This window comes from Phaeobacter porticola (assembly GCF_001888185.1).
GTDB lineage: Bacteria > Pseudomonadota > Alphaproteobacteria > Rhodobacterales > Rhodobacteraceae > Phaeobacter > Phaeobacter porticola.
On sequence record NZ_CP016364.1, the window covers coordinates 3200344 to 3218383 of the forward strand.

The window sequence follows — 18040 nt, forward strand, 5'->3', positions numbered from 1 at the left end:
ACGGGCGGCGGGTCTGGGATGTGCGTTTGCTGGACCAATTTTTTGACACCTTGCCGGGTGGGGACGATTCGGACCACAATCCTTGGGATAATTAGATGTCCGAGGATTCTATGCAATTCCGTTTGAAATATGTTGTGGAGGATGTGGACAGGCACGGAAACGTGCGTCTCTATTTCCGCCGCAATGGCCGGAAGGTCCGCTTGCGCGGCCCTGCCGGATCACCCGACTTCCTTACCGACTATCGCCGCGCGGCGAACCCGCCCAAAGAGGCTGAGGCCCAAACTGCAAAGGTGGGCCGTGTTGTGCCTCGCAGTATTCGCTGGCTTTGCGTCCAATACTACAAAAGCGCAATGTTCACCGAACTGGACCCCCGGACTCAGAAGGTCCGCCGCTCGATTATGGAACGCTTTTGCCAGAATAAGAACGATGGCGACAAGCCTTTCGCGCTTTTGCTGCCCCGTCATATCCGCGTTCGCCGCGATGAAATGGCCGACCGCCCCGAGGCGGCCAACAGCATGGTGAAAGCCTTGCGCCAGCTTTACCGCTTCGCACTCCGCTATGACCTTCACGATGACAACCCGGCGGATAAGGTGGAATACCTGAAGGGCAATCCCGACGGCTTTCATTCGTGGTCTCTAGCCGAAATTGAGAAATTTGAGGATGCCCATGCGATTGGGACACCAGCCCGCCTTGCGCTCGCTCTGGCACTCTACACGGGGCAACGTCGCGCCGATTTGGTGATGCTAGGCAAGCAACACGTCCGCGACGGCTGGCTGATCTTCACTCAGCACAAGGGCCGGAACAGTAAGCCAGTGCGGATGGAAATCCCGGTCATTCCTGCATTGCAGCGAGTTATCGACGCCACGCCCACAGGCGATCTGACGTTCCTTGTGACTGCCTTTAATCGCCCGTTCACGTCCAACGGCTTTGGCAATCGCTTCCGCAAGTGGTGCGGCGAAGCCGGGCTTAAGAATTGTTCCGTTCACGGATTGCGCAAGGCCGCCGCTGCACGACTGGCCGAACTTGGCTGCACGGAACAGGAGATCATGGCAATCACTGGTCACACCACCAGCAAGGAGGTCACCAGATACACCCGAGCAGCGAGTCAAAAAGCACGAGCGGAAAGCGCTCTTCGCCGTTTCTCAGGAGAACAAAACTCGGACAAAAGTGTCCCACTTTTAGCGGGGATAATATCTGGTGGGACAAAAACGTAACCTAACTATCTGATAAGAAATACCAAAAAGAAAGGATGGTGCCCGGGGGCGGAATCGAACCACCGACACGAGGATTTTCAATCCACTGCTCTACCCCTGAGCTACCCGGGCACGGGAAGGCTGTTCGCCTTGGGTGTGGGCCTTCTATGACGTGCACATGACCGTGTCCAGAGGCTTTTTCAAAGAAAATAGCTAATGTTTGATTTCAGGCGATTTTTGGAACTCTTCCAGAGCGTTTTCAATATCTTCCGGGTCAGTGCTAGGGGTTGCGTATGCGCCGGTAAACCATTTCGCGAGGTCGATGTCTGCGCAACGGCGCGAACAAAAGGGACGATAGTCGACCCGTGTATTCTCGCCACATATCGGGCAACTCACGCGAACACCTCGGACAAGGGAATACGGCCGCGTTTGCGTTGCAGTTCAAAATGCCCAAGCGTAGTCCAGCCGACCAGAACTGTATCCTCGCTGTCGGTGCGAAAGCTGGCGCGCAGCGCCGTTTCAAACGCACGGCGGTCCTTTTTGGGCATTGGAGCGGGGTCTATCACAATTTGGCCGCCAAGACCACGCACCCGCAGCGCGCGGGCCAGTGATTTTGCGCAGGCCAAATTGGCCTTAACACCCGCTGCAAGCGAAGTATCCGCGCCAGTATTCACATCCACAGCAATCAGCGCACGGGTTTGCTCAATAAACAGAAAAGCGCCACTGGCCATAGGCTCACGAATACCCTGAGCGATCTCTAGCGCATCCAACACACCCGACCTTTCAAAGCCCCCGGAATCGCGCTCTACGTCCGCAGGGCCGGTCCAGTCACGCCAAGCGAGCAAATGAGGCGTATCCCCTTCTGCGAGCACCTCAGGACCGCTGCCAGTATCCTCTATCACCTGTTTGGCCAAGGCGACCATGGCAAGGATGTCATCTTCGATCTCATCTCCATCCGCGCCTTCGCAAGCAGAGCGCAGGATCAAACCAAAGCCACAGTCACCCATACCTTCATGAGCAATTTCCAACAAACGATCACGTTCGCCCTCATCGCGGATGGACCGCGAGATATTTAGGCCAGGCGCCTCGGGTGTGACGATCGCATAACGGCTTTTGAAGAGAAGTTTTTGCGAGACTGGCAGCGCTTTGCCAGGTTCCGCGTAACCGGTCAGCTGAACTAGCAAGTCCTGGCCCGGTGCCAACCCCTTGACCTGTCGCAAAAAAGCAGGGCCATCAGGGGTCGTCAGAAACATGCCCCCCTGCCCCTTGACGGGGCGGTCGGCACGGGCGCGATAAACAGTTCCCGGTGCAGGCGCATCGCTGTCGACCAGGAAATCCTCGAGCACACCATCCACCATCAGAGCCGCGGATTCGCGCCCCTCGATATGATCCAAAATGATCGTTTGGCCCTTCATGCCGCGTTCTCCTTGTTCTGTACCCAGCCGGCCCCGTGTAGCAGGGTGGCGGTTTCGGCCAATGGCAGGCCAACAATTCCAGTAAACGACCCGCTGATCCAAGGAATAAGCGCGCCAGCTGGGCCTTGAATAGCATAGCCACCAGCCTTGCCACGCCAGTCATCAGTGGCCAGATAGGCATTCAATTCTTCGTCCGACAGCCGCTTCATCTTGACGGCGCTGATCACATCGCGCGTCCAGATCCGGTCACCTCGACGAACCGCCACAGAGGTAATGACCCGATGACGGCGCCCTGAGAGTGCGAGCAGAAATTGCGCGGCCTCGGCGACATCCGCAGGTTTGCCCATGATACGACGTCCAAGCGCCACTGTCGTATCAGCGCAAAGGATCAAATCGTCAGGGCCCGCAGTGATCGCTTCAGCCTTCTGACGCGCGATGCGAGCACAATAAACGCGGGGCAACTCACCCTTTTTGGGGGTTTCGTCTATATCCGGCGGACATACTGCATCTGGTGTGATTCCAAGCTGCGCCAGCAGATCGCGCCTGCGAGGGCTACCCGAACCCAAAATGAATGCCATATCCGACCCTCTCATTTGCGCGCGGCGGATCTCAGCCGCTACCGTCATGCTTTGTCGCTGTCATACCGGCTTCACCCTGTCAGAAAAACCCTGACATCGTGATCGACAGAAATTAACAAAACAAAAGCCCGGCAAAACGGCCGGGCTTTGGTCATTTGGTGGATACAGCGCTTACTTGAAGCGGTAGTTGATCCGCCCTTTGGTCAAATCATAGGGGGTCATCTCGACCTGCACCTTGTCGCCAGCCAGAACACGGATGCGGTTTTTGCGCATCTTGCCTGCCGTATGTGCGATGATCTCATGGCCGTTTTCAAGCTCGACCCGAAACGTCGCATTCGGCAGGAGTTCCTTCACGACACCGGGAAATTCGAGCGTATCTTCCTTGGCCATGTTGTCTCCATTTTTGCGTTTTCCCACCACTTTGCGGGACGTGCGCCTAAATGAGCGCTTTTTCCCTGATTTTCAAGGGCGCAATCACCGCAAGGAGAACATTGTGATAGAATTCTGCGGCTCGGGGCGCTCATCCCAATGGGTTCGATTGCGCACAACGCCGTTGCGGCGAACTTCGGCGATGGTCTGGATGTTCACGTCTGCATATGTCCAACCCGCCTGATTCAACACCCCTTCGGCCAACACACCAGTGGCTGGAAAACCGGTATCGGGCGGGCCAAAAACCCCACCCATTCCGGTGTTTTGGTCCACGGCCTCTGACCAATCTGCCGCCCCGACGAGAGAGGCCATAACGGAGACGCATTGGTTTTCAAGCGCCCGCGCCATCGCCCCGATCCGAACCCGCCAATAGCCGGCCAAAGCTTCGGTACAGGACGGAACCAGCAGGATATCTGCCTCGGCCAGTGCGCGGGCCAGTAAGGGGAATTCACTGTCATAACAGATCAGAATGCCGATCTTGCCCAAGTCAGTTTCAAACAAGGTCAGCGGCCCCCCCCCGGTGATGTTCCAGGGGGCGCGTTCAAACATAGTCATGATTTGCTTGTCTTGTGCACCCATCTTGCCATTCGGCGCATAGAGCACCGCGCGGTTGACCGGACGCAACCGACCCGCAAAGACTGGGGCCGAGGCACCTAAAATATGGACGCGATAGTCCGCAGCAAGACGCAGGTGCAGGGCGTCAACCTTTGGCATCAGGTCTGACACCGCGTATAGCGAGCGCTCGAGATCACCGGCCACTTCTCTCCCTGCCAATGTCGCCAATTCCATCGCGCCATATTCCGGAAAGACCAGCAAATCGGCGCCCTGCCCTGCCGCATGACTAACCCAGCGGGTCAACTTGGCCTCATAGGCAGCCCAATCATCGAACCAATCCAGCGGATAGGCCGCCGTTGCAATTCTCATCTCAAACCCTCACAGATCCCGCATCCAGAAACGTAGTTTTTTGCGGCTTTCACGTTCATCCCCTACATCCCTCCAGGAAAACTCAGCCTCAACATCCGGCATGGGCGCATAGCCGCGCTTGGTCCAGAACACATCATGGGAACGGTAGTCAGCGGGGCGCAGCGGATGGGTATCGGGGCGAATCACAGCGCAAAAAGCGCTTTTGGCAAAGCCTAAGGATTGCGCGTGCGTTTCTCGATGATCGAAGAAAGCATGTCCCAAACCCTGACCACGATACTCAGGCAACAAGACACTCTCGGCGCAGTAAAACACCGCCCCCATGTCGCCAGCGAAGCCATGCAATTGGCTTGCATCACCGTGATCGACTAGTGGCATGCCCGTCGCCGCGCCGATGATCTTGTCGCCATCATATGCCGCGACAAGAATCGCATCCGCTGTGTCACGGTAGGCGCGCAAATACTGCTGCTCATATTCCGCGTCCCCCTCATAGAGATAAGGAAAGGCACGAAATACCTCAATCCGAAGCGCCGCGAGATCAGGCAGCGCCGTCTCTAACGCAGCACCGGTGAGAGAGCGGGCTTCCAGCATCATCAGGCTGAGACCTGCGCCATCCAGTCAGCAAGATTATAGTAGGTCGTCACGCGGGTGATCTTGCCATCTTTGAGGTCAAAGAATGATCCGGCAGGCAGGCGATAGCTCTGTCCTGATGCTTTGGGCAGGCCCTCATCGCTTTGCAGATAGGTGCCGTTTACAATATATTCGGCCGCCGCACGGGTGCCGTCTTCGATCGAGAAAATCGCCATATCGGTCAGTGTTTCTCCGTAGCACAGGCTCATGTGTGCACAGAATTCAGCAAACAGCGCTTTGCCATTGCGGATTTTGCCTTCGTTCACATGATGCGCCACATCATCTGACAGACAGGCCAACATGGCCTCGGTGTCATTGGCGTTGAACGCCTCAAAATAGCGGGTGACAGTGCTGTTCATTTTGTCTCCAACGGATTCCCCCAGCGCTCTGTGAGGCGCCGGATGATCTGGGTGCGGGTTTGCCTATAGCTGTCTAGCTTGGCCTCCCGCGTCTCGCCCAGTCCAGTTGGGTCCATAATTGGCCAATATTCGACATCGAGGTGAAAAAAACGGGTCAGTTCCAGCGCTCGGCGCTGACTGGCGGGGGATAGCGCCACAACCAGATCAAAAGAGGACAGATCATCGCCCCATTGCTCCATCTCATCAAATGATCGCGAACGATGACGAGACAGCTCCACACTGATTTCCTGGCAAACGGCGATGCAGAATCCGTCGATCTCCATGTCATTCTTAACGCCGACCGACTGTACATATGTGCCAGAGCCGTAGAATTGCTTCATGATCCCCTCGGCCATGGGGGATCTGACCGCGTTGTGGTCACAGCAGAACAAGATCGACTGTGGCAACTTGCTCACGCTTCAGACCCCAAAATGCAGGACGCAAATCAGGGTAAAAAGGCGGCGGGCAGTGTCAGTATCGATTTCTGCCTTACCCTCCAGCCGCTCTTGCAGCACACGGCTGCCCTCGTTGTGGATACCTCGACGGGCCATATCGATGGTTTCAATCTGGCTGGGGGGCAAGGTTTTGACAGCGGTAAAATAACTCTCGCAGATCTGGTAGTAATCCTTCACCACCTGACGAAACGGCGACAGGGACAGGTGAAATTCCGCGGCCTTCTCTCCGGCTTCGGAGGAAACATCAAAAACCAAACGTTTATCGCGGATCGCAAGACCCAGATGGTAAGGTCCCCCCGGCACATCACGTTCTGCATGTCCCGGCAGCGCAAAGCTGTTGTCTTCAATCAGGTCAAAGACCGCGACCCGGCGCTCTTGCTCGATCTCGGGGGTCGGCGGTGGCAGGTTACGGTCGTCGAGGTCGATTTGGCTGATGCGGCTCATGGGTCAGATCTCTGTGCGCGGGACATATTGATAACTGACTAGCCGATGGCAGATGCCACGGCAATCCAGCCGACACAGAACTGCCGTAACGATGGGACCTGTGCCACAGTCAAAGTCGCCCATCTTAGCGTAGCGAACACCAAGGCAGGCCATACGCATTAGTGGTTCAGGCGATCAAGCCGCGCACGGATCGACAGGCCATGGGCCTCCAGGCTCTCGCTTTTGGCCAAGGTCTCTGCCGCGGGGCCGATGGCGCGCAAGGCTTCGGGGGTGATTTCGCTCAACGTGGTACGTTTGAGAAAGTCCATGACTGACAACCCTGATGAGAACCGAGCAGATCGTGCAGTGGGCAACACGTGGTTTGGCCCACCAATATAGTCACCGATGGCTTCAGGCGTGTACTGTCCCAGGAAAATCGCGCCAGCATGCACTGTCTTTTCGCTCAAGGCGCGCGGATCCGCAACGCAGAGTTCAAGATGCTCGGGTGCTATCCTGTTAGAGAGGCGCGCGGCCTCGTCCATGTCCGCCACCGTGATCACCGCACCGTAGTCGCGCCAGCTAGGGCCCGCGATGGAGCGACGTTCCAATGTCTGCAACCGGACCTCAACCGCATCAGCAACCGCACGTCCAAATTCAGCATCATCGGTGATCAGGATCGACTGCGCGCTCTCGTCATGCTCCGCTTGGCTCAGCAGATCCAGCGCAATCCAGTCTGGATCATTGTCGGTGTCTGCAATCACCAAAATCTCGGAGGGGCCCGCGATCATATCAATGCCAACCTTGCCAAATACCCGCCGTTTTGCTGCGGCGACAAAGGCATTGCCGGGCCCGGTGATCTTATCCACGGGCGCGACGGTTTCGGTACCATAAGCAAGCGCAGCAATGGCCTGTGCTCCACCGACTCGGTAGATTTCATCGACTCCGGACAATTGTGCCGCCAGCAAAACCAGCGGATTGATCTGACCGTCTGGCGTCGGCACTACCATCGCCAAGCGTTCAACGCCGGCAACCTTGGCTGGCAGCGCATTCATCAGAACCGAAGATGGATAGCTTGCCAATCCGCCGGGCACATATAAGCCCGCTGCAGAAACCGCCGACCAGCGCCAGCCAAGCGAGGCGCCAACATCATCTGTCCAGGCGGAATTTTCGGGCATCTGGCGTTGATGATAGGCACGGATGCGCTCTACTGCCAATTCCAATGCGACGCGTTCGTCGTCCGAGACCTGCTGTGCGGCAGCCTCAATCTCAGGGTCCGATATTTGCAACTCATCAGCCGTCAGCGTCAGACGGTCAAATTTCGCGGTCAGGTCGATAAGGGCCGCATCGCCACGGGCGCGCACATCCGCAATGATATCAGCAACAACCGCATCCACATCAGGGCTGTCTTCACGCTTCGCTCCCAGAAGGGCTGCAAAGGCCTGGTCGAAATCCGCGTCGGACGCGTTCAGAAAAACGGGCATTATGGCTCTCCTTTGAGCCTGCAATATAGCCCCCTGTCCGCAGTCTCAAGATGCTTGCTCGGTTCAAGTGATCAGCCCAGCACCTGCTGCGCAAAGTTTGCCACGTCATCCGGCGCCAGCATGTCGTCCAGCGGGCAAAGCATCAGCACGTCATGGCGCGGCCTGCCATCGACCACAACCGAGCGGGGGCGCACACCAAACGGCCGAAAGCCAGCTTGTCGATAAAGCGCTTGAGCGGATGTGTTCTCCAGGTCAACGCAAAGCTCTACCTGCCGCAGCCCCTGCTCCGTTGCATGAACCAGCATGCGCCCCAGCAATGCCTTGGCCACCCCCTGTCGCTGAAAACCCTCTGCCACATAGAACGGCCCAAGATCCGCCGTATGGGACATCCGCATCAGTCCATTTTTTCGCAAGGCTGCAAAGGCCACCAGCTGCTCCCCCCAAAAGGCGCCCCAGTAATCTCCGCGCTCACAACCATTGATAAGGACCGCGTCCGGTATCCCGTCGGCCTCTTCCGCGGTCAACAGAAACGACAGCGGAAAACGAGTCAGCCCCTCGCGCCAGAGGCTCCGAAGGGCTGCAATATCCGCAGCCGTCAGGCTGCGCAGTGTCGCGGTCCGGGTCATACACCGTGGTGGGGAGCACTGCCCGACGGGGCATGATAGGGGCGTGTCACATCGCGCAGTGTGACCTCCAGCGCCTCAACCGAAAGACGAATAGCCCCATCACCGGCAAGGGTCAGGACGATATGGCCGTCACCGTCAGCCCCCGGCTCAAACGTCAGCGACAGCAGCGACAGCACCAGATCCTTTTCTTTGCGGTCGATCCCTTGCGAGGCAACCGATAGAACCTGATCAATAACCAGAACGCTTTGCACCCGTTCATAAGGGCGGCCACGCTGTTCGGCTGCGGCCTTATCCTCCCAGCGGAACCGGTTCAGAAGCAAGGCAAAGCGCCGCTCGGCTGGACGCCAGGTTATTTCCGTCACCGGGAATACAGCATCTTGGGCCAGGCTGGCGATGATCTCCAGATCCTCAGCACTCAGCGCCCCGAGGTTCAGCGGCGCCTCCCGGCCGTCATGAAAGGTTGCATCTGCCATCACTGATCCTTGATACGTTCGATCTTTGCGCCGACTGCGGAAAGTTTGCCAACGACATGCTCATAGCCGCGATCCAGATGATAAACACGGCTGACCGTGGTTTCACCTTCGGCTGCAAGACCCGCCAGGATCAATGAAACCGACGCACGCAAATCTGTCGCCATCACAGGTGCACCTTTTAGAGTTTCCACACCTGTGACCTTGGCGTGCCCGCCCTGGACATCAATCTGCGCACCCATACGCATTAGCTCTGGCGCATGCATGAACCGGTTTTCGAAAATTTTCTCTTCCAGAACGCTAGTGCCTTCGGCGGTGCACATCAGCGCCATCATCTGCGCCTGAAGATCTGTAGGAAAGCCGGGGAAGGGCTCGGTCACCACATCAACTGCCTTAACGCGATTGCCGCCGCGGCGCACGGTCAGGCTGTTCTCATTTTCTGTGATCTCAACACCTGCAGCCTCCAGTTTGTCGCAGAAGGCTTCGATCAAAGAGCGTCTGCCGCCCAACAACTCGACCTCTCCCCCGCAGATCGCCGGGGCCAGCATATATGTGCCCAGCTCGATCCGGTCCGTCACAACCGGGTGCGTCGCGCCATGCAGGCGATCAACCCCCTGGATCACGATGGTCGAGCTGCCTTCACCTTCGATCTGTGCCCCCATTTTGCGCAGGCATTCGGCCAGATCGACGATCTCTGGTTCGCGTGCGGCATTGTTGATCACGGTGGTTCCCTTGGCCAGCGTTGCCGCCATAAGGGCATTTTCGGTCGCGCCAACAGACACCAGTGGGAAATCAATAGTGCCCCCTTTAAGCCCCCCTCGCGGAGCTTTAGCATGCACATACCCATCCTTCAGCTCTAGCTCTGCACCAAGCGCCTCAAGCGCCTTCAGATGCAAATCCACAGGGCGCGCGCCAATAGCGCACCCGCCAGGCAACGACACAACCGCATGACCATCCCGCGCCAGCATCGGCCCCAGCACAAGGATAGATGCGCGCATCTTGCGCACAATGTCATAGTCCGCTGTGTGGTTGTGAATATCATGGCTGGACATGGCCAAAACCTGACCGTCCTGCAATGTCGAAACCTCAGCCCCGAGCGATTGCAGAAGGGTTGTCATAGTGCGAATGTCTGACAGACGCGGTGCGTTTGTCAGCGTTAGGGGATCTTCGCTCAGCATGGTTGCCGGCATCAACGTCAGGCAGGCGTTCTTTGCCCCTGCGATGGGAATCTGCCCCTTTAGCGGGCCATTCCCCGTCACCAAAATCGAATCCATCTGCCCTTACTCCTTGGGATTGCCTGCTGTGCCGTCGTCGCCGCCGTCTTGGTCCGCCCGCGCTTTTGCCTGAGCCTTGCGACGGCCCATATTCGCCTTAAGTGCGGCCTTCAACCGTTCTTCCCGCGTCGGCGCAGAACGGCTGCTTTTTGCTGTTTTCTTTTCTGCCATACCCCTTCTGTATCGGAGTGCGAAAAAACCGTCCAGAATGCTCTTGCACCCCCGAGAATTTAGTCCTAAAAGCCCCTCACCGGCGCTGCTGTAGCTCAGAGGTAGAGCACTCCCTTGGTAAGGGAGAGGTCGAGAGTTCGATTCTCTCCAGCAGCACCAGAAAATTCCCTCATAGATCAGCGCCTTAGGCCGATACCTGACAAACGGTATATTGCCCGGCATACAGTTATTTGGGCGCGTTTTGCGCGCGCATGTCGTGCTGCAGGGTTAAACCGGATCAGCCCAAAAGCCCGCCGCCGAATAGCGCTTCTCGCCGCCTCTGATTCGCGGCCTCTCAGCCCTCGACCTTCTGCCGTCGGATCGGCGCTGTGAATCGGCATGCGAAATTGACCCACTTAGGTGGGTTATGAGCGAGTAAAATTGACCCACCTGTTTCGTTAACATCCGCGCTTCAAGTGCGGAGGAAAGAGCAGGTGTTATTGATGGAAAGTGTATCGAAGATCCGTCTGTGGGTGCTGGTTGAAGGGCGCAGTATCCGGTCTGTTGCGCGGGCGACGGGATTATCGCGCAACACGATCAAGAAGTATTTGAAGGATGAGAGCCCGCCGAGCTACCAGCGCCAGGCTCCACCGGTTCGGCACAAACTGTGCAACGGGTTTGATCTCCGGCTTCAGGAACTGTTCGATCAGGACCAGAAGCGACCACGTCGGGAGCGGCGAACGGCCCAGAAGCTTTATGAGCAGCTCGTGGTGGAAGGCTACACCGGGTCCTATTCTCCAGTTCAGCGATTTGTCCGCGATCTGAAGCGGGCTGGCGCCGGTTCTGGCGATGCTTTTATCCCCCTGCATTTTGCTGCTGGTGACGCCCTTCAGTTTGACTGGAGCGAAGAACGGGTTGTCCTGGGCGGCGTTGAACAAAAGATCTAGGTTGCCCATTTCCGCCTGTGCCACAGCCGCAAGCCTTTGGTGATCGCCTATCCCGGCGAAGCCCAGGAGATGGTTCTGGATGCTTTTGTGCAGGCACTGTCTTTCTATGGCGGGGTTCCACGACGGGTGATCATTGATAACCCCAAGACCATGGTGACCTATGTGTCCCGCTCGAAGGACCGGATATTCCATCCCCGGTTCCTGGCTCTGATGAACCACTATGTGATGGAACCTGTTGCCTGCACGCCCGCAGCGGGTTGGGAGAAGGGGCAGGTCGAGAACCAGGTCCAGTTTTTGCGCGGCCGGTTGTTTGTGCCCAAGCCTGCCTTTGAAGATCTTGATGCGCTGAACAACTGGTTGCGCCTGCGCTGTGAAGAACTGGCCAATCGTCCCCATCCCGAACAGCAGGATCGCACGATTGCCGAGGTGTTCGAAGACGAACGCGCCGAGCTGCGCCCCTTGGGTCGGCCTTTTGACGGCTATGTTGAGAAGACGGTTCGTGTCCGATCCACTTGCCTGGTTCAATATGCCAGCAACCGCTACAGCGTCCCGTCCCACTTTGCCGGTCAACATGTGTCGCTGCGCGCTTATGCGGGCCGGATTATGCTGGTGTCGGGCCAGGATATCATCGCCGAGCATAAGCGCCGCTTCACCCGCAACGTCAGCTACTTTGAACCCTGGCACTATGTTCCTCTGCTGGATCGCAAGCCCGGCGCCCTACGCAATGGCGCACCCTTCGTGGACTGGCAACTGCCTGAGGCCATGCACCAGATCAGGGAACATTACATGGCAGACAAGGGCGGGGATCGGGAGTTCGTTGATCTGCTTCTGCTCGTCCAGGATCACGGGATCGAGGTTGTCGAGATGGCTTGTGAACTGGCCGTGGCACAAAACACCCTCCGCCTGCCCGCCATCATCAACCTGATTAACCAGTTGGTGGAGCCGGTCATCACGCCGCTCAGCGAAGCCTATGCCTATCCGCAACTGACCCTGCGACCCGAGGCCGACTGCAAGCGCTATGAGATCCTGTGCTCGACTGAGGAGGTTGCCGCATGAACGCCCTGATCGACCAACTGACCGCCCTGAGGTTGCACGGAATGGCAGCTTGCGCACATGATTTGCTGTCCGCGCGCAAGCCACCAAGTCTGACCACAGCGATAAAGCAACTGATCGACGCGGAGACTGTAGAGCGGCGGGCGCGCTCTATCCAGTATCAAATGAGGATCGCGAAGTTCCCCCATCATAAGGACTTCGCCACCTTCGATTATGGTGCTGCCGCCATCACCCAGACCCAGATCGAACCGTTCTGCACAGGGCAGTTCACCCAAGAGGCGCACAACCTCATCCTGGTGGGCGGAACCGGCACCGGCAAAACCCATATCGCCATCGCTTTGGGCACCACCCTGATCACCAACGGCAAGAAGGCACGCTTCTTCAACGCCGTCGATCTGATCAACGCCCTGATCAAGGAACAGGCCGAGGGCAATGCCGGGAAGATCATCCGGCAACTCTCGGCTCTGGATTGCGTCATCATCGACGAGCTGGGCTACATCCCGTTCCCCAAGTCTGGCGGAGCATTGCTGTTCCATCTGATCAGCAAGCTCTACGAGAAAACCAGCGTCATCATCACCACCAACCTGGAGTTCGGAGAGTGGGTCTCGGTCTTTGGCGATGCCAAGATGACCACCGCGCTGCTGGATCGCGTCACCCACCATTGCGCAATCATCGAAACCGGCAACACGTCCTATCGCTTTGCTCAGAGCAAAAGCCGCAGAGAAAAGTAACCGTCCCGAAAGCAAAGCCCCCAGACGGACTCGCTATATGAGGGCGGCCCGCCTGGGGGCTTTGCGCCACATGGGGTGGGTCAATTTTAAATGCTGAAACCGGGTCAACTTTGAACGCTCATTGACACGCAATCCGCTCAACATGAGCCGCGAAGAATGGCAGCAATCCAAGCGAGCAAAGCAGGACCCGCGCTTGGTAAAAGCGATGTTTCGCGACTGCTGGCGGTCTTCCGATTCAGAGAAGGCTTTGAAGGAAGCTCTTGCAGAACGAGGTTACACATTGGCGCGCGGGGACCGAAGGGGCGTCGTTGCCGTTGATTTTCGTGGTGAAGTTTTTGCCTTGGCTCGTTATGCTGGCGTCAAATCCAAAGACGTCAAAGACCGCATCAAAGAGCCTGAAAAACTGCCCTCGGTTGATCAGGCGAAGGCCAAAATTGCTGCGCGGATGACGCAGCAATTGAAGCGGTATGTGAAAGAGGCCGAGTCTGGTCACAGGCGTCTTTCACCAAGTTTAGAAATGCGACGTCAAAAACTTGTCGAAGCGCAACGTGCTGAACGAAAAGAAATCGAGAAGAAACACGAAGCCCGTAACATCCAAGAAACAAATGATCGCGCAGCTCGGCTCCCCAAAGGTCTTGGTGGCCTGTGGAGCCGCATGACCGGTAAATACGGGAAGATAAAAAGGCAGAATGAGTATGAAGCGTGGGAATCCCACCTTCGCGACCGCGAAGAAAAAGACGCCCTCATCGCCAAGCAGTTGGACGAACGCCAAGCTTTGCAGAAATCCATTCTTAACGTTCGCGCTGAACGCAGCGCGGAGTTGAACGAACTCAACACAGAGATTGCTGCCTATTTGAAAATGGATGGCAAAGCGCCCGGTTCACGACGAGTGTTTGAGGGCGTCTCAAAAGGAGCACAGGTTCGAGAGGATATAAAAAAGAACAAGAATCGCGATAATCCCAGCAATGGACTTGAAAGGTAGGCGATAGTTTGGACAGGTCAGTCGACTGAATGAATCCTTAAGTAAGGATCGCCATACAGCGTCATTGCCAAAGTTCGTTTCGGATCCCAGCTTGTGTTGTTAGCAATAGAGAGGTTCCCAGCGTGATAGGCATCGATTAAAAGAGAGCCACTGTTCCATTCTTTTAAAAATCCGTCGAGCCAGGGTCTTGCGATGAAGAAAGGGATTGGCCAAGCAGGAGCAATGACGGCAGAGCTCCCACGGATTAGAAACTGCCTTGCTAATCCGATTGCCATGCCTGTTTCAGGATGAGGGTCTACCCGCCCTCCAGAACAAATAAAGAGTATGGCTAAACGAGACGGTTTTATTGTGCTCGTTACTTCAGAAACATTCTTGAGCATATGTGAATCATCACTGATTGACCGGAAATATTTATTTGATTCCGCTAGGCCTCCGTGCGCAGCGATGATTGCAACATCTGAGGTTCCAAATTGTTCCGACGGCTGGCCTGTTGTTTCTAAGGGTATCTGATTTTCCTTAAGAATATCGACCAGTTCGCCCTTCATCAGTGACAGAGGAGCTGTGTCATCTTGAATGTCAGAAGCTGGTATCCACATACGCGCGCCACCCGCGCCCTTGCGGTCCAGCGCCCGACTCGCGGTCAACCATTCCAACGAAGGAACTGTGGCAATAGCGTGTGAAAACCCAGCATACGACCCTTCAACTCGCAACAAGTTAGGAGGAAGTCGGCTTAACTTTGCGTCGGAAACAACAATGCACTTCTTTGGTAGCTTCGTAAGTCCTAGTCCTTCTAAGCTTGCCGCCATCATATCATGGCTAAACTCTTGATCGTCTAACATGTAATTTCTTGGAAAATCTTCGCTCCACTTACTCAAAGCATCTACTGAAAATGTTTTCTCTGGCTCTAAGCATACATCATCTACGTTACCATTATTGAATTCTATCGTTGTTATCTGGTTCTCCAGCAGCGCCATCCCAACAATCGCAAAACCTTCGCCACTTAATTTTTCAGCCGCCACTTTAGGTCGGTCTTCTTTATCTAACAGGCGTTCGACAACCAGCGGCGTTCCGTCCAACGACATAACTTTGATTGCACGATCAGCCGACGCTTCAACTGCATAGATCAATGACATCGGGTCAACATCGCTGACAGCCTGCTGAACAAGGCGACATGCCATGACTCGGATATGTCGCACGTCGTAGCCTGTATCTTCAACATAGCGTGCTGGACTAATTGAAGATGCCACAGCAGCAATATCTGCTAAAGTTGGATGCGGTCCAGCCGCATTTACCAACGACTTTTTTGAATCTGGTAATTTGGAAATCAAGCCTTCAATAAGCAGTTCAATTTCCTTTGTGTCAGTAACCCCTTTTTCAAAAGCTAAACCGAGCAAAGCACTTAAAATCATAGAAATCGGCAATGGGTCATCACTACGTTCAGTGACAGCCAGAGCGTTTTTCATCGCCTTGTCCATTAGCTGATCTAACTCATCCGTACTTCCTCCACGCGACTGAAATGTGCTTAAAGCTGCCTGAAGCTCAAACATGTCCACTCGGTATCCGTCCCTATCTAGTACGCCCATGGCCCCAAGTGCTTGGCGGGACAAATCGAGAAGAGAGGTGCCCAACTCTGACATGCCTGAATCGCGAAGGAGCCGAAATAATAGATTGGTTTCAAACCACACTTGGTCCCAGGTAGCATCCCCCGAGGCTTCAAAAGCCGCTCCGAGCGCAACGAGCGCTTCCGACCTCATTCCAAGGCGGGCGTAGATATCTGCAAAAGTAAAAAGTGCCTGACGACGCCTTTCAGGCCGCTCTCCCGCTAGTTTCAACGCCTGCTCCGCAATATCTCTGGCAGATTGCGTTCTTCCAGACGAAGCCAGTCGACTCCCGATAGTCCTTAGAACCGACAAGTCTTCGTCTGGTTCAGGAGAGAGTGGAGCCACTGCACACGCAACTAAGGCGTACATTTGAAGGACCTTCTCGTCGCCATCATCCTGCATTATAGCACCATGATGATCCACTAACTTTACCAAAGCGGAGAGGAATTGATCTGCAGGAACATCCAGCTGCTCGGATGGCAGTATCTGTTCACCCACGATTAAGCGTCCATACCCAGCGGTTTCCAACCACTGCATGACACCTTTGAAGTGCGGCATTACCTCATCAATCTCTATTGCAGGCTTTCGATCAGATATCTTTGGTCTCGGACGTATCGCTGATGGAACATTTGCCCGTTTGAGCACTGCAATCATGAGTGTGGCGTAACCTGTTCCACCCATAATATTAGGGGCAAAAAGGTCCGCGATTCTTACACGCAATCCACCATTACTTGCATTTTTTCCAAGGCTAGAAAGCGCAATATCAAGTAGCTTCTCAACAGCCTGATCATCTGGCAATAGCTCACCAGATTGCACCGCGCGCTCTGCTATGCGGATTAAGGAATTTACCTGGGGGATTGAAATATCTGCCCCACGTTGGAGCAAAAACTGAAATGCTTCGATGCGCCTTCCTGATCTTTCTAAAGCACGGGCGAGATCAACCACAACCACTTCGGCCTTTTCTTTCATTGCGTCCGAAATAGACACTAATGCCTCCGACGGCGTCCAATTGGTACCATCAGTTTCCTGCGCCAAAAGTCCAAAATATTCTGACCTAACAGAGTCTGCTTTGCTGGGTAGCTTAGAAAAAATTTCAGAGGCCAAGCTAAAATCAGCGTTTTGAGAAGCCAAATCTGCCTCGTATCGGTGAAGCATTTCAGAATTGGGATACAGTCGACTGTACGGTATCCTTATCTTTTCAATAAGCCCGCTTCGTCCAATTCTCAAGGCCGTGTTAAACGCAATTACGAAGTCAGTCTCGCTACGGATTTGATCAACCACCTTGCTGATAAGACTTTCTGCAAAGTCATCCGCATCAGCCGCTTCAGCTATTCGAGCGACATGTAAGAGTCTATCGAAGGTTAGGTCATCTAAAAGACTTCGATTTTCTTTTAGTAGTGTTTGAATTTCCGTGAAATATTCGCCGATGTTAAGTAATTCAAGCTTGGTTAGGACACGAGTCAAGTCAGAGATGTCCTGATCTTCATCGACATCACGAATTACTGCGCCAAGCTTTCCGGCTTTAGCGGCTTCATGCCATTTCTCCACCCTAGTGATTACTGCATCCACGTCCTCTGCGGGTACATCCAAAGCCAAAACGCCAGCGTCTTCAATTGAGAACAAAATATCTCTATTTTTTGGGCGGGATGGCAGATAGTCGCCAAGGTGAAGCAGTACATAAGAGTTGTTTTGCGCACATAATTTATTAGTTTCTAGAAGCATTTGGTGAACATGCGCAGACCATTCATCTTCGGCGGTTTCGAATGCGGGATCTTTTCTTGTTTCGATAAAACGGTAATATTTTGCGTCTACAACAATAATTCCCGTTCTTGGAGGGGCCTCAGCCAATAATGTGAGCAACGCATCGCCATCAAAACTAACCGTACTAACCAGTGTGAGAAAATCTAAGTTTTCAGCAACAATATCTTTTGTTGCTTCCCCACCCGACATTAAATCATACGCTTCTGCAAAGCCCTTGTTCAAACCCAATAAAATTGCGTCAGCAATATCGCCATGTTTGGGTGTTAAGACTACCCAAACTGCGTCGGCCTTCCGATTTCCGCTTTTGTCGCCTAAGGCTGCAAAGTATGCGCAAATTTTGCCCAGCAGGTTTTGCTCAGAGTCACGACCGACTGCGAGTATGTCTAACTTACCCCAATCCAAAGCGTTGGAACAGATGAGCTCCATGAAATTTTTCTGATCAATATTCACGTCTTCATTGCTTTCCAATTTTAATATTCATCCTTCAGAAAATCCAGTTTCGCATTTGGCGCTAGCCGCAGG

Annotated in this window: 20 protein-coding genes and 2 tRNA genes; 6 read left to right on the top strand and 16 right to left on the bottom strand. The window is 54.9% G+C overall.

All coding sequences use genetic code 11. The features are described from left to right. Window positions 1–95 precede the first annotated feature (95 nt). The gene (locus PhaeoP97_RS15300) at window positions 96–1214 is read left to right on the top strand and encodes a tyrosine-type recombinase/integrase (RefSeq protein ID WP_072505810.1); all 1119 of its coding nucleotides are present in this window, start codon (window positions 96–98) and stop codon (window positions 1212–1214) included. Between the two features lie 36 nt (window positions 1215–1250). Here the strand turns inward: PhaeoP97_RS15300 and PhaeoP97_RS15305 are convergent. From PhaeoP97_RS15305 to PhaeoP97_RS20350, 15 genes are all read right to left on the bottom strand, one after another. Continuing rightward, window positions 1251–1325 (bottom strand) — tRNA-Phe (locus PhaeoP97_RS15305). An 81-nt stretch (window positions 1326–1406) separates the two neighbouring features. Then, window positions 1407–1589, bottom strand: a complete 183-nt coding sequence (locus PhaeoP97_RS15310; protein WP_072505811.1) for a DNA gyrase inhibitor YacG — start codon at window positions 1587–1589, stop codon at window positions 1407–1409. Then, entirely contained in the window at window positions 1586–2608 is a 1023-nt protein-coding gene (locus PhaeoP97_RS15315) for a ribonuclease E/G (RefSeq protein ID WP_072505812.1), read from the bottom strand. The genes PhaeoP97_RS15310 and PhaeoP97_RS15315 overlap by 4 nt, the downstream gene beginning before the upstream one ends. Beyond that, entirely contained in the window at window positions 2605–3186 is a 582-nt protein-coding gene (locus tag PhaeoP97_RS15320) for a Maf family protein (protein ID WP_072505813.1), read from the bottom strand. The genes PhaeoP97_RS15315 and PhaeoP97_RS15320 overlap by 4 nt, the downstream gene beginning before the upstream one ends. A 171-nt stretch (window positions 3187–3357) precedes the next feature. Beyond that, window positions 3358–3576, bottom strand: a complete 219-nt coding sequence (gene infA / locus PhaeoP97_RS15325) for a translation initiation factor IF-1 (RefSeq protein ID WP_005978431.1) — start codon at window positions 3574–3576, stop codon at window positions 3358–3360. Window positions 3577–3660: 84 nt separating this feature from the next. After that, window positions 3661–4539: a carbon-nitrogen hydrolase family protein gene (locus tag PhaeoP97_RS15330; protein ID WP_072505814.1), complete on the bottom strand. Its 879-nt coding sequence runs from the start codon at window positions 4537–4539 to the stop codon at window positions 3661–3663. A gap of 9 nt (window positions 4540–4548) precedes the next feature. Next, complete coding sequence (locus PhaeoP97_RS15335; protein ID WP_072505815.1) at window positions 4549–5130, bottom strand: GNAT family N-acetyltransferase; 582 nt, start codon at window positions 5128–5130, stop codon at window positions 4549–4551. Further along, window positions 5130–5525: a ketosteroid isomerase-related protein gene (locus PhaeoP97_RS15340; protein ID WP_072505816.1), complete on the bottom strand. Its 396-nt coding sequence runs from the start codon at window positions 5523–5525 to the stop codon at window positions 5130–5132. Before PhaeoP97_RS15340 ends, PhaeoP97_RS15335 begins: the two co-directional genes overlap by 1 nt. Beyond that, window positions 5522–5980: an arsenate-mycothiol transferase ArsC gene (locus PhaeoP97_RS15345; protein WP_072505817.1), complete on the bottom strand. Its 459-nt coding sequence runs from the start codon at window positions 5978–5980 to the stop codon at window positions 5522–5524. Before PhaeoP97_RS15345 ends, PhaeoP97_RS15340 begins: the two co-directional genes overlap by 4 nt. Window positions 5981–5983: 3 nt before the next feature. Beyond that, on the bottom strand, window positions 5984–6463 hold the full coding sequence (locus PhaeoP97_RS15350; RefSeq protein ID WP_072505818.1) for a UPF0262 family protein: 480 nt from the start codon (window positions 6461–6463) through the stop codon (window positions 5984–5986). Window positions 6464–6621: 158 nt separating this feature from the next. Next, on the bottom strand, window positions 6622–7923 hold the full coding sequence (gene hisD, locus PhaeoP97_RS15355) for a histidinol dehydrogenase (protein WP_072505819.1): 1302 nt from the start codon (window positions 7921–7923) through the stop codon (window positions 6622–6624). Window positions 7924–7994: 71 nt separating this feature from the next. Beyond that, window positions 7995–8549 (bottom strand): GNAT family N-acetyltransferase, encoded by a 555-nt coding sequence (locus PhaeoP97_RS15360; RefSeq protein WP_072505820.1) that lies wholly within the window; start codon window positions 8547–8549, stop codon window positions 7995–7997. Beyond that, window positions 8546–9022 carry a DUF2948 family protein gene (locus tag PhaeoP97_RS15365; RefSeq protein WP_072505821.1) on the bottom strand — a complete coding sequence of 159 codons (477 nt, stop codon included), beginning with the start codon at window positions 9020–9022 and terminating at the stop codon, window positions 8546–8548. Before PhaeoP97_RS15365 ends, PhaeoP97_RS15360 begins: the two co-directional genes overlap by 4 nt. Continuing rightward, on the bottom strand, window positions 9022–10293 hold the full coding sequence (gene murA / locus PhaeoP97_RS15370; protein WP_072505822.1) for a UDP-N-acetylglucosamine 1-carboxyvinyltransferase: 1272 nt from the start codon (window positions 10291–10293) through the stop codon (window positions 9022–9024). Before murA ends, PhaeoP97_RS15365 begins: the two co-directional genes overlap by 1 nt. A gap of 6 nt (window positions 10294–10299) precedes the next feature. Further along, complete coding sequence (locus PhaeoP97_RS20350; protein WP_157891264.1) at window positions 10300–10464, bottom strand: hypothetical protein; 165 nt, start codon at window positions 10462–10464, stop codon at window positions 10300–10302. 84 nt (window positions 10465–10548) lie between these two features. Between PhaeoP97_RS20350 and PhaeoP97_RS15375 the strand changes: the two genes are divergently transcribed. The 5 genes from PhaeoP97_RS15375 (at window position 10549) to PhaeoP97_RS15390 (ending at window position 14156) form a co-directional block, all read left to right on the top strand. After that, window positions 10549–10623, top strand: a tRNA-Thr gene (locus PhaeoP97_RS15375). Between the two features lie 323 nt (window positions 10624–10946). Then, complete coding sequence (locus PhaeoP97_RS20540) at window positions 10947–11390, top strand: hypothetical protein (RefSeq protein ID WP_217525901.1); 444 nt, start codon at window positions 10947–10949, stop codon at window positions 11388–11390. 39 nt (window positions 11391–11429) lie between these two features. Continuing rightward, window positions 11430–12446: a Mu transposase domain-containing protein gene (locus PhaeoP97_RS15380; protein WP_237029020.1), complete on the top strand. Its 1017-nt coding sequence runs from the start codon at window positions 11430–11432 to the stop codon at window positions 12444–12446. After that, complete coding sequence (istB, locus tag PhaeoP97_RS15385) at window positions 12443–13174, top strand: IS21-like element helper ATPase IstB (protein WP_072503358.1); 732 nt, start codon at window positions 12443–12445, stop codon at window positions 13172–13174. Before PhaeoP97_RS15380 ends, istB begins: the two co-directional genes overlap by 4 nt. 142 nt (window positions 13175–13316) lie before the next feature. Next, window positions 13317–14156 carry a hypothetical protein gene (locus PhaeoP97_RS15390; RefSeq protein WP_192849665.1) on the top strand — a complete coding sequence of 280 codons (840 nt, stop codon included), beginning with the start codon at window positions 13317–13319 and terminating at the stop codon, window positions 14154–14156. 17 nt (window positions 14157–14173) lie between these two features. Here PhaeoP97_RS15390 and PhaeoP97_RS15395 read toward each other — a convergent pair whose 3' ends face one another. Then, window positions 14174–17986, bottom strand: coding sequence for a hypothetical protein (locus PhaeoP97_RS15395; RefSeq protein WP_157891265.1), 3813 nt, complete (start codon window positions 17984–17986; stop codon window positions 14174–14176). Window positions 17987–18040 lie beyond the last annotated feature (54 nt).

What these genes read in the sequence shown, in the direction of transcription:
- PhaeoP97_RS15300 (WP_072505810.1), top strand. Translation starts at nt 96, where the DNA reads ATGTCCGAGGATTCTATGCAATTCCGTTTGAAATATGTTGTGGAGGAT.
- PhaeoP97_RS15315 (WP_072505812.1), bottom strand. Translation starts at nt 2,608, where the DNA reads ATGAAGGGCCAAACGATCATTTTGGATCATATCGAGGGGCGCGAATCC.
- PhaeoP97_RS15320 (WP_072505813.1), bottom strand. Translation starts at nt 3,186, where the DNA reads ATGGCATTCATTTTGGGTTCGGGTAGCCCTCGCAGGCGCGATCTGCTG.
- infA (WP_005978431.1), bottom strand. Translation starts at nt 3,576, where the DNA reads ATGGCCAAGGAAGATACGCTCGAATTTCCCGGTGTCGTGAAGGAACTC.
- PhaeoP97_RS15330 (WP_072505814.1), bottom strand. Translation starts at nt 4,539, where the DNA reads ATGAGAATTGCAACGGCGGCCTATCCGCTGGATTGGTTCGATGATTGG.
- PhaeoP97_RS15335 (WP_072505815.1), bottom strand. Translation starts at nt 5,130, where the DNA reads ATGATGCTGGAAGCCCGCTCTCTCACCGGTGCTGCGTTAGAGACGGCG.
- PhaeoP97_RS15340 (WP_072505816.1), bottom strand. Translation starts at nt 5,525, where the DNA reads ATGAACAGCACTGTCACCCGCTATTTTGAGGCGTTCAACGCCAATGAC.
- PhaeoP97_RS15350 (WP_072505818.1), bottom strand. Translation starts at nt 6,463, where the DNA reads ATGAGCCGCATCAGCCAAATCGACCTCGACGACCGTAACCTGCCACCG.
- hisD (WP_072505819.1), bottom strand. Translation starts at nt 7,923, where the DNA reads ATGCCCGTTTTTCTGAACGCGTCCGACGCGGATTTCGACCAGGCCTTT.
- PhaeoP97_RS15360 (WP_072505820.1), bottom strand. Translation starts at nt 8,549, where the DNA reads ATGACCCGGACCGCGACACTGCGCAGCCTGACGGCTGCGGATATTGCA.
- PhaeoP97_RS15365 (WP_072505821.1), bottom strand. Translation starts at nt 9,022, where the DNA reads ATGGCAGATGCAACCTTTCATGACGGCCGGGAGGCGCCGCTGAACCTC.
- murA (WP_072505822.1), bottom strand. Translation starts at nt 10,293, where the DNA reads ATGGATTCGATTTTGGTGACGGGGAATGGCCCGCTAAAGGGGCAGATT.
- PhaeoP97_RS20350 (WP_157891264.1), bottom strand. Translation starts at nt 10,464, where the DNA reads ATGGCAGAAAAGAAAACAGCAAAAAGCAGCCGTTCTGCGCCGACGCGG.
- PhaeoP97_RS20540 (WP_217525901.1), top strand. Translation starts at nt 10,947, where the DNA reads ATGGAAAGTGTATCGAAGATCCGTCTGTGGGTGCTGGTTGAAGGGCGC.
- istB (WP_072503358.1), top strand. Translation starts at nt 12,443, where the DNA reads ATGAACGCCCTGATCGACCAACTGACCGCCCTGAGGTTGCACGGAATG.
- PhaeoP97_RS15390 (WP_192849665.1), top strand. Translation starts at nt 13,317, where the DNA reads ATGAGCCGCGAAGAATGGCAGCAATCCAAGCGAGCAAAGCAGGACCCG.